The following is a 15,846-nucleotide window of genomic DNA, read 5'->3' as shown; positions in this document are numbered from 1 at the left end:
CAACTCCGCGCCGGAAAGACGAAACGAACAAAAACACAAGGGAGTGTTCCAAATGATCCGCCTCACCACCGCCACCGCCATTGCCGCGCTGGCCGCCGCCCCGGCCATGGCCGACTGCGACAGCGTCACCTTCTCCGACGTGGGCTGGACCGACATCACCGCCACCACGGCGGCCACGACCGTCGTGCTGGAGGCGTTGGGCTACGAGACCGAGACGCTGGTCCTGTCGGTGCCCGTCACCTACACCTCGCTGGCCGAAGGGGATGTGGACATCTTCCTTGGCAACTGGATGCCGACCATGGAGGCCGACATCGCGCCCTATCGGGAGGCCGGCACCGTCGACACGCTCCGCGCCAACCTCGAAGGGGCGAAATACACGCTGGCCACCAACGCGGCGGGCGCCGCCCTTGGGATCGGGGATTTCGCCGACATCGCGGGTGCAGTCGAGGCCCTCGACGCCGAGATCTACGGGATCGAGCCCGGGAATGACGGCAACCGCCTGATCATGGACATGATCGAGGCCAACGCATTTGGCCTTGGGGATGCGGAGTTCGAGGTGGTCGAAAGCTCGGAGCAGGGCATGCTGGCGCAGGTCGCGCGCGCCAATGATCGCGATGAGCCGATCATCTTCCTCGGCTGGGAGCCGCACCCGATGAACGCCAATTTCGAGATGACCTACCTGACGGGTGGTGACGACTGGTTCGGCCCCGACCTGGGGGGCGCGACCGTCTACACGAACACCCGCGCCGGTTATGCCGAGGAATGCCCGAACGTGGGCGCGCTGCTGAACAACCTCCAGTTCACCTTGGCCATGGAAAACGAGATCATGGGCGCGATCCTGAACGACGGAGAGGACCCGTCCGACGCCGCGCGTGCGTGGATGGCCGCCAATCCCGACCTTGTGATGGGCTGGCTCGACGGCGTGACCACGATCGATGGCGGCGATGCAGCAGCGGCCGTCAGCGAGGCGCTCGGCCTTTGAGAGGATGACCGGCTTGGGGCGGTGGCGGCTATGCCATCGCCCTATTCTACCTCGTCCAACAATGCGTCATCCAGTTCGACGGCGCGCTTGGCGGCCGGACGGTCCGTGATGCGGGCCACGTAATCCGCGAAACCGGGGCGTTCGGGCAGGGTTCCGAACTGCAAGCCCCAGGCGATCTGGCTGCCGAGATAAACATCGACTGCCGAAAAGGCTTCTCCCAGGATATGTTTTCGACCGTCTTCCAGCAGGTGTTCCAGCGTCGCCGCCACCGCCGTCAGGCTGCCCCAGCCGACGCGCCGGTAAATCTGCGGGTCGTCGGTTTCCACTTCCAGCGAGGCGACGCTGACCGCCGGGTCCACGGCGCCCGCGCCGAAGAACAGCCAGCGATAGTAAGCGCCGCGCTCGGGCGTTCCCGGTGGCGGTGCGAGCCCCGCCTGCGGCGCGAGATCGGCCATATGGGCGCAGATCGCGGCGACCTCGGTTATCACCATGCCCCGGTCGATCAGCGTGGGCACCTTGCCCATCGGGTTGATCGCCCGGTATTCGCGCGACTTCATCTCGTCCCCATAACGCACGACCTTTACCTCGTAGGGCAGGGCGGCTTCCTCCATCATCCAGCGGGCGATACGGCCGCGCGACATGGGATGCGTGTAGAGCGTAAGGTCGGACATAAAGACACCTCCGGGCTGAACTGGCCTCAGCCTGCGCCCTTTGACCGGGTCGCGACAAGACAAAAGGACACCGCCCGATGCTGAGCTGGGTGACGGAGTGCGAGACACCCGAGGATACCGAGGGGTTAGGGCCGCTTGGATACCTGACCGAGTGCAAGATCCGCATCGGGGATGCCGCCGAGGCCGGGTTCGACTGGCTGCAAGCGAACGGTTCAGCGGTGTTCGACTGGATCTCGGATTTCCTCGACCTGATGATCGAAGCGATCCTGACCCTGTTGCAGGAGCCGCCGAATACCGGCTGGATCCGCGATGTTGGCCGGGGTGAAGAGGTCTACCTGTATCCGCCCGATCTGCATTCGATCCTGATCATCGCGATCCTGACCGGGATTGCATGGTGGCTTCACCGGGGCTGGAAAGTGCCGGCCCTGGTCGCCGTCGGGTTCCTGTTCATCGTGAACCAAGGCTATTGGGAAGAAACCACCGAGAGCCTGACGCTGGTCCTGTCGGCCTGCGTGGTCTGCATGGGGTTGGGCGTGCCCATCGGCATTGCCGCAGCCCACCGACCGCGCCTCTATGCCGGGATGCGGCCTGTTCTGGACTTGATGCAGACGCTGCCGACCTTCGTCTATCTGATCCCGGCCATCGTGTTTTTCGGAATCGGCATGGTGCCCGGCCTGATCGCGACGGTGATCTTCGTGCTGCCCGCGCCGATCCGCCTGACACATCTGGGCATCTCGTCCACCCCGCAATCCCTGATCGAGGCGGGGCAGGCCTTTGGCGCAACACCAAGGCAGTTGTTGTGGAAAGTGGAGCTGCCCTACGCCTTGCCGCAGATCATGACTGGTCTGAACCAGACCATCATGCTGTCGCTCTCGATGGTGGTGATCGCCGCGCTGGTCGGGGCGGATGGCCTTGGCGTGCCCGTCGTACGCGCGCTCAACCGCGTCGACACGGGGCTTGGGTTCGAGTCGGGCTTCATCATCGTGGTGGTGGCCATCATCCTGGATCGTCTCTTGAGGGTTCGCACGAAATGACAGCTGTCCGCTTCAACGAGGTCTGCATCATGTTCGGGCCCCATCCCGCGCCCGCGCTGGCGATGGCGGATGAGGGGCAAAGCCGGGCCGAGATCCAGTCTGAAACCGGTCATGTGCTGGGCGTGCATGATTGCTCTCTCGAGGTGGCCGAGGGGGAGATCCTTGTCCTCATGGGCCTTTCCGGGTCCGGCAAATCGACCCTGCTGAGGGCGGTAAACGGATTGAACCCCGTCGCGCGCGGATCGGTAGAGGTGTCCGCCGACGGGCGCATGGTCAACGTGACCGAGGCAAAGGGGGCGGCGCTGCGCCGGTTGCGCCAGAACACGGTGGCCATGGTGTTCCAGCAATTCGGCCTGCTGCCCTGGCGCACGGTGCGCGAGAACGTGGGGCTCGGCCTGGAACTGGCCGGCCTGTCGGCCAGCGCGCGGGCTGCGGCGGTCGACCGGCAACTCAGCCTCGTCGGCCTGTCGGATTGGGCCGAGCGCAAGGTGGGCGAGTTGTCGGGCGGGATGCAGCAGCGCGTGGGTCTGGCGCGCGCGTTCGCCACGGACGCCCCCATCCTGTTGATGGACGAACCCTTCTCGGCGCTCGACCCGCTGATCCGCACGAAATTGCAGGACGAGTTGCTGGACCTGCAGCGCGACCTGAAACGCACGATCATTTTCGTCAGTCACGACCTCGACGAGGCGTTCAAGATCGGCAATCGTATCGCGATCATGGAGGGCGGGCGCATCGTGCAGGTCGGCACCCCGCGCGAGATCTTCTCGGCCCCGGCCAGTGACTACGTGGCCGAGTTCGTCGCCAACATGAACCCGCTCGGGGTCTTGACCGCGCGCGACGTGATGGAGGCAGGCCCGGGCGAGGGGCCGCGCGTGGGGGCCGAGACGCCCGTGCGCGACCTGATGGATCGGTTGGCCGCGGGGGAAACGGCGTTGATCGTGGAAGACGCCGGTACGCCGATCGGGCGGGTCACCTCGGAAAGCGTCGTCGCCCGGCTATGTGACTGAGTCGTTGCGTCGCCCGGGGAAGCGCGGGACGGGGCATCGAGCCCCGTCCTGCGCTGCGGCGCTATGCGCGCCCCTGCATATTTTCCGGGATAAAGATGCGGCAAGGAGGACAGCCAGCCAGGGGCCGTGTCCGGCGCGTCACCCTGTCTGAAGCTGTTCGATCAGGCGTTCGAGATGGTGATCGGTGTCGCCGAGTTGATGGTCGATCATCACCAGCCGCTTGGCATAGTGGCTGACGGGATACTCCCAGGTCATGGCGATGCCGCCATGCATCTGGATGGCCTCCTCGGCGACGGTCCGGGCGATCCGTCCCACGAGATGCTTGGCCTGCGCCACGCGTTTAGCCTGGTCCGGCCCAGCCATTGCGCTGGCGGCGAGGATCACGATGGAGCGCGCCTGCTCGATCTCGATGGCCAGATCGACCGCGCGATGTTGCAGGGCCTGGAACGCGCCGATGGGCTGCCCGAATTGCTTGCGGGTGCCCAAGTAGTCGAGAAGCATGGCATAGGTCGTCTCCATCGCGCCGAGGGCTTCGGCCGTGAGCGCCAAGGCCCCCCAGTCGAGTGCGTCGGTCAGGGCGGATGTCGCATCGGCGATCAGCAATTTGGCTTTCGCGCCATCGAGGAGCAATTCGGCGGCAGGGCCGCCATCGATCATGGGGTAAGGCCGCAGGTCGGCATCGTCTGCGGCCACGTCGAACAGGGCGAGGCGCTCCTCGGCCCGCGCCGCGACCAGCAAACGGTCCGCCACGCCGCCGCCATAGACCACGGATTTCCGCCCGGTCAGGCGCCAACCGTCTCCGCCATCCTCGGCGGTGCAGGTGATCCCGTCCAGATCATAGGGCGCGTCCAGTTCGCCGATGGCGACGGCGTAGCGCTGATCGCCCGAGAGCAGATCCGTCAGGGGCGCGCCCGCCGCCGACAAAAGCCGCGCCGCCATGACCGCTCCGAGCAGGGGCTCGGGACACAGGGCGCGACCGAGCTCTTCGAAGATGACCGCGATGTCGAACCCAGCCCCGCCCATGCCGCCGCGATCTTCGCCTACCAATGCGTAGAAGATGCCAAGCCCGGCAATTCCGGTCCATTTCTGCGGGTCGTGATAGGGGGCGGTGTAGGCCACGCGCAGCCGATGCTCCCAGCCGTATTGCTCGGACAGGTAGCGCCGCATCGTCTCGGCCAGCATCCGGCGGTCGTCGCTCATCTCGAAATTCATCGCTGCATCATCCCCTTGGCCAGGATATTGCGCTGGATCTCGTTCGAGCCGCCGTAGATCGAGATCTTGCGGTTGTTGAAGTAGCTCGCGGCGTGATGGGCATGCCCCTCGGGGGCGATGGGCAGGTTGCCGTCGAGGTCTTCGGAGGGGAAGGGGGCCGCGGCGGGGCCCAGGGCACGCCGGGCAAGGTCGTTGATGGCTTGCCTGATCTCGGTTCCCTTGATCTTGAGCATCGACGGCACGGCCCCAAGCCGGCCGCCTTGCGCAGCGCGCGCCAGCATGCGCAGGTTCGTGATCTTCATCGCGTCCAGTTCGGCCTCGATCCGTGCCAGCCGCGCGGCGAAGAGCGTGTTCTGGATCAGGGGTTTGCCCCCTCGCATGACCTTGCCCGCCAGCTGCTTGACCTGTTCCAGCGCCTGCACGGAAAAACCGACGCCCGCGATATTCGTGCGCTCGTGGCCCAGCAGGAACTTGGCGATGGTCCAGCCCTCGTTTTCCGCGCCGACGCGGTTGGTGACCGGCACACGCACATCGGTGAAGAACACTTCGTTCACCTCGTGCCCGCCTTCGATCAGGCGGATGGGGCGCATCTCGATCCCTGGGGTGTCCAGGTCGACGAGAACGAAACTGATGCCTTCCTGCGGCTTGCCATCGGCTTTGGTGCGCACGAGGCAGAAGATCCGGTTGGCGTGTTGGCCGAGGGTCGTCCAGGTCTTTTGCCCGTTGATGACATAGTCGTCGCCATCCCGTTCGGCGCGGGTCTTGAGGCTGGCGAGATCGCTCCCGGCGCCCGGCTCCGAATAGCCTTGGCACCACCAGTCCGTGCCATCGAGGATGCGCGGCAAATAGGTCGCCTGCTGCTCGGGCGTTCCGAATTTCATCAGTACGGGACCCAGCATCTTGAGGCCGAAAGGCACGATGCGCGGGGCGCCGGCAAGACAGCATTCTTCCTCGAAAATGTGCTGCTCGATCGGTCCCCAGCCCTGGCCGCCGAACGCCTTGGGCCATGGGCCAGCCAGCCACCCGCGCGCGTTCAGGATCGCGTGCCAGCGCTCCATGTCGTCCTTGGTCAACTCGCCGCGCGCGTTGACCTTTCGTGACAGGGCGGGCGGCAGGTTCTCGGCAAGGAATTCGCGCACGTCGGTCTGAAAGGCGCGCTCTGCTGGTGAATAGGTCAGGTCCATGCGGTCACTCTCCCTTCGGCCCCTCCCCGGGCCGGATTGAAGGGCAGAGTAACACGCGCGGTTTGCAGGGCCAGTCCGACGCCACGTCGTGCGGCGCCGGTTCTGGCCAGCGTGGTGCAATTCACGCCGCGAGGGCGCGTTGATCCTTCAGAAAAAGGCCTGCAATCCCGTCTGGGCGCGCCCGAGGATCAGCGCGTGGACATCATGCGTGCCCTCGTAGGTGTTCACCGTCTCGAGGTTCTGGGCGTGACGCATCACGTGGTACTCGGCCATGATCCCGTTGCCACCGTGCATGTCCCGCGCGTGGCGCGCGATCTCCAGCGCCTTGCCGCAATTGTTGCGCTTGATCAGGCTGATGACCTCGGGGGCGCAGCTGCCCTCGTCCAGCATCCGGCCCGCGCGCAGCGCGGCTTGCAGGCCAAGGGCGATCTCGGTCTGCATGTCTGCCAGTTTCTTCTGGAACAGCTGCGTCTGCGCGAGCGGGCGGTTGAATTGCGTGCGGTCCAGCCCGTATTGCCGGGCGCGGTGCCAGCAATCCTCGGCCGCGCCCATCACACCCCATGCAATCCCGTAGCGGGCACGGTTGAGACAGCCGAACGGCCCCTTGAGCCCCTCGACACCGGGCAGGAGCGCGTCTTCGTCCACCTCGACACCGTCCATCACGATCTCGCCCGTCACGCTTGCGCGCAGGCTCAGCTTTCCGCCGATCTTGGGCGCGGACAGCCCCTTCATGCCCTTTTCCAGAACGAAGCCGCGGATCTTGCCGCCATGGGCCTCGGACTTGGCCCAGACGACGAAAACATCGGCGATGGGCGCGTTCGAGATCCACATTTTCGCGCCGGACAGGATGTAGCCGCCCTCGGTCTTCTTCGCGACGGTCTTCATGCCAGCCGGGTCACTGCCGGCATCGGGTTCGGTCAGGCCGAAACAGCCGATCAGCGTGCCGGCGGCAAGGCCGGGCAGGTATTTCCGCTTCTGTTCCTCGGTGCCGTACGCGTTGATCGGATACATCACCAGCGAGGATTGCACCGACATCATCGAGCGATAGCCCGAGTCGATCCGCTCGACCTCGCGCGCGACGAGGCCATAGGTGACATAGCCTGCGCCAAGCCCGCCGAACTCTTCGGGGATGGTGACGCCCAAAAGGCCCATCTCGCCCATTTCCGCGAAGATTTCCGGCGCAACCGTCTCGTTGAGATAGGCATCGGTCACACGCGCGGCCAGCTTGTCCTGGGCGTAGGCACGGGCGCTTTCGGCGACCATGCGCTCTTCTTCCGACAATTGTGCCGACAGGTGGAACGGGTCGGCCCAATCGAACGGGGCGAGCGAAGGGCCGGTGTGGCGGGTCTGTCCGTCAGGCATATGCGTCTCCTCCAAACTTGGGCGCAACTCACCCCATTTGCCCGCGCAAGGCAAGCCTGACCGCTTGCGAGCCCCGGATGCGCGGTCTAGCGTCGCCGGTGGGAGTGAGGCTTTGGGGAGGAGTGGGCCATGACAGCGGCCATGGATCTGGGCATGAGCGAGCGGGTGCGCCCGCTGGTCGAACAGGTGCGGCGCATGGTGCGCGACGAGATCGCGCCGCTGGATGCCGAGTATCACGCCGAGGTCGGCCGGCATCCGTCCGGCAACCGGTTCGCCATGACCGAGCGGCAGGTGGAGATTCTCGACGCCCTCAAGGAAAAGGCAAAAGCACGGGGCTTGTGGAACTTCTGGCTGACCGACAGCGACAAGGGGTACGGGCTGACCACCGTCGAATATGCCTATCTCGCCGAAGAGATGGGGGCGGTGACGATCGCGCCCGAGATTTTCAACTGCAACGCGCCCGATACTGGAAATATGGAAGTGTTGGAGCGCTACGGCACGGACGCCCAGAAAGAGCGTTGGCTGCCCGGATTGATGGAGGGGCGGACGCGCTCGGCCTACTTGATGACCGAGCCGGACGTGGCGTCCTCGGATGCGGTGCAGATCTCTCTCAAATGCGAACGAGACGGCGAAGACTACGTCCTGAACGGTGAGAAATACTGGGCGACCGGCGCGGGCGATCCGCGGTGTTCGTTGTATATCGTCATGACCCGCACCGATCCGGATGCGCCGAAACATTCGCGCCACACCATGTTGCTGGTGCCCGCCGACACGCCCGGCATCGAAGTGCTGCGCCCGATGGAGGTGTTCGGCCATGACGACGCCCCGCACGGGCATATGCATATCCGGTTCACCGATGTGCGCGTGCCGCGCGATGCGGTCGTTCTGGGCGAAGGGCGCGGCTTCGAAGTGGCGCAGGGGCGGCTTGGGCCGGGGCGCATCCATCATTGCATGCGGGCCATAGGACGTGCCGAGTATGCCCTTGAACTGGCGTGCAAAAGGGCCCTCGGGCGCGAGGCGTTCGGCAAGCCGCTGGCCGAGTTGGGCGCGAATTACGACATCATCGCCAATGCCCGGATCGAGATCGAGATGACCCGGCTTCTGTGCCTCAAGGCGGCCTGGATGATGGACAATGCCGGTGTACGGGCGGCGCAGCCATGGATCTCCAAGATCAAGGTGCAGGCCCCGCTCATGGCGCTCAAGGTCGTGGATGAGGCGATGCAGATCTTCGGCGCGACCGGTATCAGCCAGGATACGCCCTTGGCCGGAATTTACACCGATCTGCGGACCTTGCGGTTCGCCGACGGGCCGGATGCGGTGCATCGTCGGCAGGTCGCCCGCGCCGAGTTGCGGAAATACTCGAACACGACGAAATGAGTGATCTTGACCTCGAAGCGATCGGCGCATGGATGGCGCGCCATGCGGAGGGTCTGGACCCGCCCGTATCTGCCGAGAAATTCGCAGGTGGCCAGTCGAACCCCACCTACCTGTTGCGGGGCGTGCGCTTCAGCTACGTGCTGCGCCGCAAACCGCCCGGGCAGTTGCTGAAATCGGCGCATGCGGTGGACCGGGAATACCGCGTTCAGCGCGCGCTGGCCGATAGTGACGTGCCGGTCGCGAAGATGCATGCGCTTTGCGAGGATGAAACCGTCATCGGCTCGGCCTTTTACCTGATGGAACACGTGCAAGGCCGCAATTTTGACGACCCGCGGCTACCGGAACTCCGCAAGGAAGACCGCTCACCCTATTTCACGGAGATGGTGCGCGTTCTTGCGGCCATCCACAGTATGGATCTGGACGCCGCTGGCCTGTCCGACTACGGGCCGCGCGGCAATTACTACCGGCGACAGATCGACCGTTGGACCAAGCAGTATCGCGCGACGGAAACCGGGACGATCGAGGCGATGGACGCCTTGATGGCCAGACTGGACCGCGCCTGCCCCGAGGATGACGGGCGCGTGACGCTGGTGCATGGCGACTACCGGCTCGACAACCTTCTCTTTGCGGCGGAAACCCCTGATATCGTGGCGGTTCTGGATTGGGAATTGTCGACCATCGGCCATCCGTTCGCGGATCTGGCCGCCGTGATCATGCAATGGCAGATGCCGCCCGGATCGCAAGGCCGGGGGTTGGAGGGCGTTGACCGCGCGGCCGAGGGCCTGCCGAGCGATGACGAGGTCGTGGCGCTCTACTGCGAAAACATGGGGTTGGCGCGGATCGAGAATTTCGGGTTCTACGTGGCGTTCTGTTTCTTCCGCATGGCGGCGATCCTGCAAGGCGTCAAAAAGCGGGCGCTGGACGGGAATGCCTCGAACCCCGAGCGCGCCTTGGAGCTTGGCGCCCTCGTCCCCGGCTATGCCACGGGCGGATTGGAGGCCTTGGGATGACGGACCTGAACCCGGTTCTCCGCGAAGATCCCTATGCCATCCAGCAGCATCTCGGCTACGAGGTGACGGGTTGGACCAAGGATTGGGCGCGGGTCGAAATGGACCTGGCCCCGCATATCATGAACCGGCAGGGCATCCCCCACGGTGGAATCCACGCCACGCTTCTCGACACGGCGATGGGCTATGCCGGGTGTTTCACCGGCGACCTAGGCCGCAAACAGAATGCGATGACCCTGTCGATGACGGTGAACTATGTCGGTCAGCCCAAGGGCCGTCGATTGATCGCAGAGGGCCGGCGCGTCGGCGGTGGTCGATCCACCTATTTCGCGGAGGCCGAGTTGCGGGATGAAACGGGCGCGGTGCTGTCACGGGCGACCGGCGTCTTTCGATATCGCCCGCCGCTCGGGCAGGGCTGAATGAAAATGCGGCAACGTCGCGGGCGTGTCGCGGTCAAGCCGCGCAAGCTCTGGCCAAGTGACGGTGGGCAGGATCATCTGCGGATCGCACCGCAAGACAGGAGGATGCGATGAGCCTTCCCAAACGCCATTGGCGCGAGATGACGACTCTCGATTTCACCGAGGCCGATACGAGCGATTGGATCGCGGTGCTTCCGATCGCGGCCATCGAACAGCACGGGCCGCATTTGCCCGTTGGCGTGGATTCGCTGATCGCCGAAGGCATGGTCGCGCGCTGCGCCAAGGCCGTGCCGGACGATTTGCCGGTCACCTTTCTTCCGGTTCAGCAGATCTGCAAGTCGAATGAGCATATCGCCTTTCCCGGGACGCTGACGGTCGATTGGGAACAAGCGGTCAAGACGTGGCTGCAAATCGGCGAAAGCGTCGCGCGGGCCGGGTTGCGCAAGATGGTCATCATCACCAGCCATGGCGGGAACGTGCCCCCGATGGAGATCGTCGCGCGCGAGTTGCGTCAAACGCATGGCATGTCCGTCGTGACGACGGCCTGGACCCGTCTGGCCGGAGAGCGTGTCTATTCCTATCCGGACGGTCCGATGGTGGATATTCATGGCGGTTTGTCCGAGACCTCGATGATGCTGGCGTTGTATCCGGAACTGGTTCGGATGGACCTGGCCGAGGATTTTGCGAGCGCGCAAACTGCCCTGCGGCAGGGCTCGGCCCGGTTGGGTTATCACATGGCAGAGGCGAACATCGGCTGGTTATCCCATGATTTGAACCCCAAGGGCACGGTCGGGGATGCCAGCCGCGCGACCGCGGAGCTGGGCGAGGCGGATTTGGCGTCCCAGGTCGAAGGGTTCGTCGCCTTGATGCGTGATTTGGCGCAGTTCCAGCCACCGGCCCGGGATTAGGCCAAGAACCGGACGAGATTTCGAGGGTTTGGAGCGATCTCTTCTGGCAGTCGCCTTACAAAATCGAACTTCTCTTGGCTGTTTCTGGCGCCAAATTAGCATTGAAGTGACGTAAAGCTTGTATTTTTGAAACTTGCTCGCAGATCACCTTTGCAAATGGCCGATGATGTCTGGAATCCGCTCCTTGAAGCGGAAAAACCCATGGGTTGCGTGGGGCCACGCCGCGTTGTCCCAGTCACGCAAGACCTGAACCAGGGCAATTCCCCGCTCTGCCAGCATCCTGTCCAAGTGTGAAAGGGCCCGCGCCGCCGGGCCGGTTGGCGCATAGGCGGTCACGATCTGGTCAAGCCCGAGCGCCTGCGCCCAATCGGCAATGACGACCGGGTCGGTCGCGTCTGGTCCCGGTGCGCCCATCTTGTCCTGCCACCGCGTGCGGGCGTCCGCGAAGGCACCAGCAGCGAAATGCGCAACGGGCGCGCTGACACCGCGCGGGGATCTCTGATGCGTGGAATTCAAGATGGCATGGGCGACAGGCGGCTCACGCAACGCCGAGAGCAGGACGCGCGGCGACAGGTCCTCTTCGGTCAGCAAGACGCCCGTCACTGCGCCCGGCCTCGGTGTTCCGCCCGCTGGCGGTTCGCGGCGGCTTGGGGGAGGGGGCCCGTCCAGCGGGCCAGGATCCCGCGCCAAGCGGTCGAGCCCGTTTCCGATCGGGCGATCCGTGAACTTCTCGATGTTCGACGCCCGCGCGACATAGTTCTTTCCGCGGGTCTGCAGGCCGGCGACCCAACGCCATCCGAGCGTATTGGATGCGGGGTCGCCATCCAGAAGATGGCGCAGGAAATGGTCGGCCCCAAGCTCCCACGGCAGGCGCAGAGTGAAAATCCAGATTGAGGCCGCCCACATGCGCGCGTGATTGTGAAGATAGCCCGTGTCGCGCAACTCGTGCATCCAGCCATCAAAGACGTCGATGCCGGTTTCACCCTGTTCGGCCTTTGCGACCTGCTCGGCGAACTTGGGGTCCTGCGACAGGCGCGACAGCGCAGCATCCAAACTGTTGCGATATTCGGACCAGACCGATGGCCGCAGTTCCAACCACCCCTTCCAGTAGCTGCGCCACAGAACCTCTTGAATGAACTTCTCGGCCGAAGACATTGAAAAGCGGCCCAGAACCGCTTCGACAACCTCTTCTTCCGTGAGCAGGCGATGGCGCAAATAGGGCGACAGGCCCGAAACATGCGGATGCCCCTGTTCGGGCAGATCGAAGTTGCGTTTCGCGGCGTAATCCTTGCCGGCGTGAGGCAAGAATGCGCTGAGCCGTTCCAGCGCGGCGTGTCGGGTCGGGGTGAAAGCTGCTTCCTTTGTCATCCGGGCGGACTTAGTGCGTAACCGGCCGCTGACCATGAGGCGTCGCGCGCCCTTGCAGCCCCCCACAAGCCCCCCTAAGACTCTTGGTCAAAGCGACGCGCATCAGTGAGGCAGGCGGCATGAAAGATCCCCACGAGTTTTACATGAACACCCTCGTTCCCATGGTGGTCGAGCAGACCAGTCGCGGGGAACGGGCCTACGACATTTTCTCGCGACTGCTGAAAGAGCGGATCATCTTCGTGTCCGGCCCGGTGCATGACGGCATGTCGAGCCTGATCGTGGCGCAGCTCTTGCACCTCGAGGCCGAGAACCCGTCGAAAGAAATTTCGATGTATATCAACTCGCCCGGTGGGGTCGTGACCAGCGGCCTGTCGATCTACGACACGATGCAGTACATCAAGCCCAAGGTGTCGACCCTGGTGATCGGTCAGGCGGCGTCGATGGGCTCTCTCTTGCTGACGGCTGGCGAGAAGGGGATGCGGTTCTCTCTTCCCAACAGCCGGATCATGGTGCACCAGCCCTCGGGCGGCTACCAGGGGCAGGCGACGGATATCATGATCCATGCCCAGGAAACGCAGAAGCTGAAAGACCGTCTTAACCAGATCTACGTTAAACACACGGGCCAAGACATGGAGACCGTGGTGGATGCGCTGGAACGCGACAATTTCATGGATCCCGAACAGGCCAAGGATTGGGGCCTGATCGACGAGATCGTGGAAAGCCGCGCTGGCGCAGAGGGTTGATCACGGTCGTGTTGACCGTTCCGAGGCGGAAATGACACGGTTTCTGGCCTCGGGAATTTGAGATTGTGAAGGCGCCGGGGCTGATTTAGTCTTTTTCAAAGTTCGGCCCGGCGCCGGCGAAATTGGGGCACCCGCCCCGCGACGACCCGTCGAGGGAGACGACATGGCAAGTTCATCCGGCAGCGACTCGAAGAATACGCTCTACTGCTCGTTCTGCGGCAAGAGCCAGCACGAGGTGCGCAAACTCATCGCCGGACCCACGGTGTTCATCTGCGACGAATGCGTCGAATTGTGCATGGACATCATCCGCGAAGAGACGAAAACCAGCGGCCTCAAGGCCACCGATGGCGTGCCCAGCCCGGTGGAAATCTGTGACGTGCTGGACGATTATGTCATCGGCCAGGCGCACGCGAAGCGCGTGCTGTCTGTGGCCGTGCACAACCACTACAAGCGTCTCAACCATGCCGGCAAATCGGATATTGAACTGAGCAAATCGAATATCCTGCTGATCGGCCCGACCGGCTGCGGCAAGACGCTCTTGGCGCAGACACTCGCGCGCATTCTCGACGTGCCGTTCACCATGGCCGACGCCACCACGCTGACCGAAGCGGGTTACGTAGGGGAGGATGTGGAAAATATCATCCTCAAGCTGCTGCAGGCGAGCGAGTACAATGTCGACCGTGCGCAGCGCGGCATCGTCTATATCGACGAGGTCGACAAGATCACCCGCAAGTCGGATAATCCCTCGATCACCCGCGACGTGTCGGGCGAGGGGGTGCAGCAGGCGCTTCTGAAGATCATGGAGGGGACTGTCGCCTCCGTCCCGCCACAGGGCGGGCGCAAGCATCCGCAGCAGGAGTTCCTGCAGGTCGACACGACGAATATCCTGTTCATCTGTGGCGGCGCCTTTGCCGGTCTGGAAAAGATCATCGCGCAGCGCGGAAAAGGGTCGGCCATCGGCTTCGGTGCGGACGTGAAGGACAATGACAGCCGCGGCATCGGCGAGGTCTTTACCGAGCTTGAGCCCGAAGACCTGCTCAAGTTTGGCCTGATCCCGGAATTCGTGGGCCGTTTGCCCGTGATCGCCACCTTGACGGATCTCGATGCCGATGCGCTGGTGCAGATCCTGACCGAGCCGAAAAACGCCTTGGTCAAGCAGTACCAGCGTCTGTTCGAGCTCGAGGACGTGAAGCTGAAATTCACCGATGATGCCCTGGTCGCGATTGCCAAGCGCGCGATCGAACGCAAGACCGGGGCGCGGGGCCTTCGGTCGATCATGGAGGATATCCTGCTGGATACCATGTTCGATCTGCCGGGTGCCGAAGGCGTCGAAGAAGTGGTCGTGAACGAAGAGGCCGTGACCTCGGACGCGCAGCCGCTGATGATCTACGCCGAACGCAAGAAGGACGAGTCGGCGACGGCGGGCTAACACTCGGCTTGACGAAAAAACGAAGGCCCGTCGCTGATACGCGGCGGGCCTTTCTGCTTGCGATCAGGCGCGTTTCATCGAAGCCAGAGGTTTTCTCGCTTCAAGGTATTTCGGATTTGTTGTTCCCGGCGTGGCAGGTCGCCTTGATCGAACAGCGCCCGCGCCTTGGCGCCTTTGCCTTGATAAATCATGCGCTTGAAGGGCTCGTAGGCCTTTAGGACTTTCTTGACCTTGTTCGGCGCGGTGACCTTTTCGAGCACGTCGATGACCCTTTGATCCTCGCGCGCGTAGAGCAACGGCAGGACACGGTAGTGGCAACTGATCTCACCATCGAGCAGGCCAGCGGGGAGTGTCTCGCGCCCGCCGCCGAAAGAATGGATCACGAGGGGAAGCGCCACTTGGTCCAACCACGGATCAAGTGTTTGGCACACCAATTCCGGCGGGGGATCGTCGCGGATGGCGAGGCTGTATTCGAGGAACGGTTCCCCGAATTCCTGCGGGCAGCGGAAAAAGAAGAAGCCGGCGTTGAAGTAAAGGTAGCGGCGCCAGTATTCGTCGGGCTGGCCCAGGTCCAGTGAGCTTTCGAAATCCAGGCCGAATTTGTCGTAGAGCGATTTCCAGATCTGCGTATAGCCAGGACCGTAAAGCTCCAGTTTCGGCCAGGTGCCTTCCACGCGCTTGCTGGCGCCAGGCCTGTCGAAATCGAAGGGCACCGTCGCCAGATCGCCAAGGATCAACGTGTCACTGTCGAAGAACACGAAGGGCTCGTTGGCCGGCAAGGCGGACAAAAGCTCGATCTTGTTGCCGTAGGGATAGGCCTCTCCGAAGTGGTTTGCTTCGAAGGGAAGAATTTCGACGTCCAGGTCACTTAGGAGTTGCCGAACAGCGTCGTCATTCATGCGCGGATTGCGTGACCAAGCGGCATTCGGAACGGGTTCCGCAACAAACAGACGGCCGGCAAAGTTGGGGTTGGTCGCTCGAAACGAGACGCAAAACAGAGCTGCTTCATATTGCAGCCGACCGCTCTGTCCAACGATCACGACGTTGAAGGGGCGGTCTATCCCGGATTTGCCGCCCTGTGGCGACTCCGATGCGGGTTTTGACGTGGTATCGCCGGGCATGGCTGCTCTTCTTGTCCCCGGG

The 15,846-nt window shown here is 63.7% G+C and carries 15 protein-coding genes; 9 read left to right on the top strand and 6 right to left on the bottom strand.

Annotated elements, in window-relative coordinates; genetic code table 11:
• Positions 1-52: 52 nt before the first annotated feature.
• Positions 53-982 carry a choline ABC transporter substrate-binding protein gene (gene choX, locus KUV65_RS05875; protein ID WP_222188434.1) on the top strand — a complete coding sequence of 310 codons (930 nt, stop codon included), beginning with the start codon at positions 53-55 and terminating at the stop codon, positions 980-982.
• Between the two features lie 41 nt (positions 983-1,023).
• Here the strand turns inward: choX and KUV65_RS05870 are convergent, their stop codons facing one another.
• Entirely contained in the window at positions 1,024-1,653 is a 630-nt protein-coding gene (locus KUV65_RS05870) for a glutathione S-transferase family protein (protein WP_222188432.1), read from the bottom strand.
• 77 nt (positions 1,654-1,730) lie between these two features.
• On the opposite strand from KUV65_RS05870, the gene choW reads away from it, so the two are divergent.
• Positions 1,731-2,687 carry a choline ABC transporter permease subunit gene (gene choW / locus KUV65_RS05865; protein WP_222188430.1) on the top strand — a complete coding sequence of 319 codons (957 nt, stop codon included), beginning with the start codon at positions 1,731-1,733 and terminating at the stop codon, positions 2,685-2,687.
• Positions 2,684-3,694: a choline ABC transporter ATP-binding protein gene (gene choV / locus KUV65_RS05860; RefSeq protein ID WP_222188428.1), complete on the top strand. Its 1,011-nt coding sequence runs from the start codon at positions 2,684-2,686 to the stop codon at positions 3,692-3,694. The genes choW and choV overlap by 4 nt, the downstream gene beginning before the upstream one ends.
• Before the next feature lie 138 nt (positions 3,695-3,832).
• Here the strand turns inward: choV and KUV65_RS05855 are convergent, their stop codons facing one another.
• The 3 genes from KUV65_RS05855 to KUV65_RS05845 all read right to left on the bottom strand — a co-directional run bounded on the left by KUV65_RS05855 (position 3,833) and on the right by KUV65_RS05845 (position 7,452).
• Positions 3,833-4,894, bottom strand: a complete 1,062-nt coding sequence (locus KUV65_RS05855; RefSeq protein ID WP_222188427.1) for an acyl-CoA dehydrogenase family protein — start codon at positions 4,892-4,894, stop codon at positions 3,833-3,835.
• 8 nt (positions 4,895-4,902) lie between these two features.
• A complete protein-coding gene (locus tag KUV65_RS05850; protein ID WP_222188424.1) occupies positions 4,903-6,090 on the bottom strand; it encodes an acyl-CoA dehydrogenase family protein in 1,188 nt (395 codons plus the stop codon).
• A gap of 147 nt (positions 6,091-6,237) precedes the next feature.
• The gene (locus KUV65_RS05845; RefSeq protein ID WP_222188422.1) at positions 6,238-7,452 is read right to left on the bottom strand and encodes an acyl-CoA dehydrogenase; all 1,215 of its coding nucleotides are present in this window, start codon (positions 7,450-7,452) and stop codon (positions 6,238-6,240) included.
• Positions 7,453-7,593: 141 nt separating this feature from the next.
• On the opposite strand from KUV65_RS05845, the gene KUV65_RS05840 reads away from it, so the two are divergent.
• From KUV65_RS05840 to KUV65_RS05825, 4 genes are all read left to right on the top strand, one after another.
• Entirely contained in the window at positions 7,594-8,829 is a 1,236-nt protein-coding gene (locus tag KUV65_RS05840; protein ID WP_222189635.1) for an acyl-CoA dehydrogenase family protein, read from the top strand.
• Positions 8,826-9,839 carry a phosphotransferase family protein gene (locus KUV65_RS05835; protein ID WP_222188420.1) on the top strand — a complete coding sequence of 338 codons (1,014 nt, stop codon included), beginning with the start codon at positions 8,826-8,828 and terminating at the stop codon, positions 9,837-9,839. Before KUV65_RS05840 ends, KUV65_RS05835 begins: the two co-directional genes overlap by 4 nt.
• Entirely contained in the window at positions 9,836-10,255 is a 420-nt protein-coding gene (locus tag KUV65_RS05830; protein ID WP_222188418.1) for a PaaI family thioesterase, read from the top strand. The genes KUV65_RS05835 and KUV65_RS05830 overlap by 4 nt, the downstream gene beginning before the upstream one ends.
• 110 nt (positions 10,256-10,365) lie before the next feature.
• Complete coding sequence (locus KUV65_RS05825) at positions 10,366-11,163, top strand: creatininase family protein (protein ID WP_261331597.1); 798 nt, start codon at positions 10,366-10,368, stop codon at positions 11,161-11,163.
• A gap of 144 nt (positions 11,164-11,307) precedes the next feature.
• On the opposite strand, the gene KUV65_RS05820 is transcribed toward KUV65_RS05825, so the two are convergent.
• The gene (locus tag KUV65_RS05820) at positions 11,308-12,531 is read right to left on the bottom strand and encodes an FAD-binding domain-containing protein (protein WP_222188417.1); all 1,224 of its coding nucleotides are present in this window, start codon (positions 12,529-12,531) and stop codon (positions 11,308-11,310) included.
• Positions 12,532-12,650: 119 nt separating this feature from the next.
• Between KUV65_RS05820 and KUV65_RS05815 the strand changes: the two genes are divergently transcribed.
• Positions 12,651-13,274 (top strand): ATP-dependent Clp protease proteolytic subunit, encoded by a 624-nt coding sequence (locus KUV65_RS05815; RefSeq protein WP_222188416.1) that lies wholly within the window; start codon positions 12,651-12,653, stop codon positions 13,272-13,274.
• A 163-nt stretch (positions 13,275-13,437) separates the two neighbouring features.
• Positions 13,438-14,703 (top strand): ATP-dependent Clp protease ATP-binding subunit ClpX, encoded by a 1,266-nt coding sequence (gene clpX / locus KUV65_RS05810; RefSeq protein ID WP_222188415.1) that lies wholly within the window; start codon positions 13,438-13,440, stop codon positions 14,701-14,703.
• 74 nt (positions 14,704-14,777) lie between these two features.
• Here clpX and KUV65_RS05805 read toward each other — a convergent pair whose 3' ends face one another.
• Positions 14,778-15,824 carry a hypothetical protein gene (locus KUV65_RS05805; RefSeq protein WP_222188414.1) on the bottom strand — a complete coding sequence of 349 codons (1,047 nt, stop codon included), beginning with the start codon at positions 15,822-15,824 and terminating at the stop codon, positions 14,778-14,780.
• Between the last annotated feature and the right edge of the window lie 22 nt (positions 15,825-15,846).

This window comes from Maritalea mobilis, from assembly GCF_019800885.1.
In the GTDB taxonomy this organism is placed as follows: Bacteria; Pseudomonadota; Alphaproteobacteria; order Rhodobacterales; family Rhodobacteraceae; genus Roseibacterium; species Roseibacterium beibuensis.
Note: the sequence above shows the minus strand (reverse complement) of the source record. Positions and strands in the feature narration are given on the sequence as shown.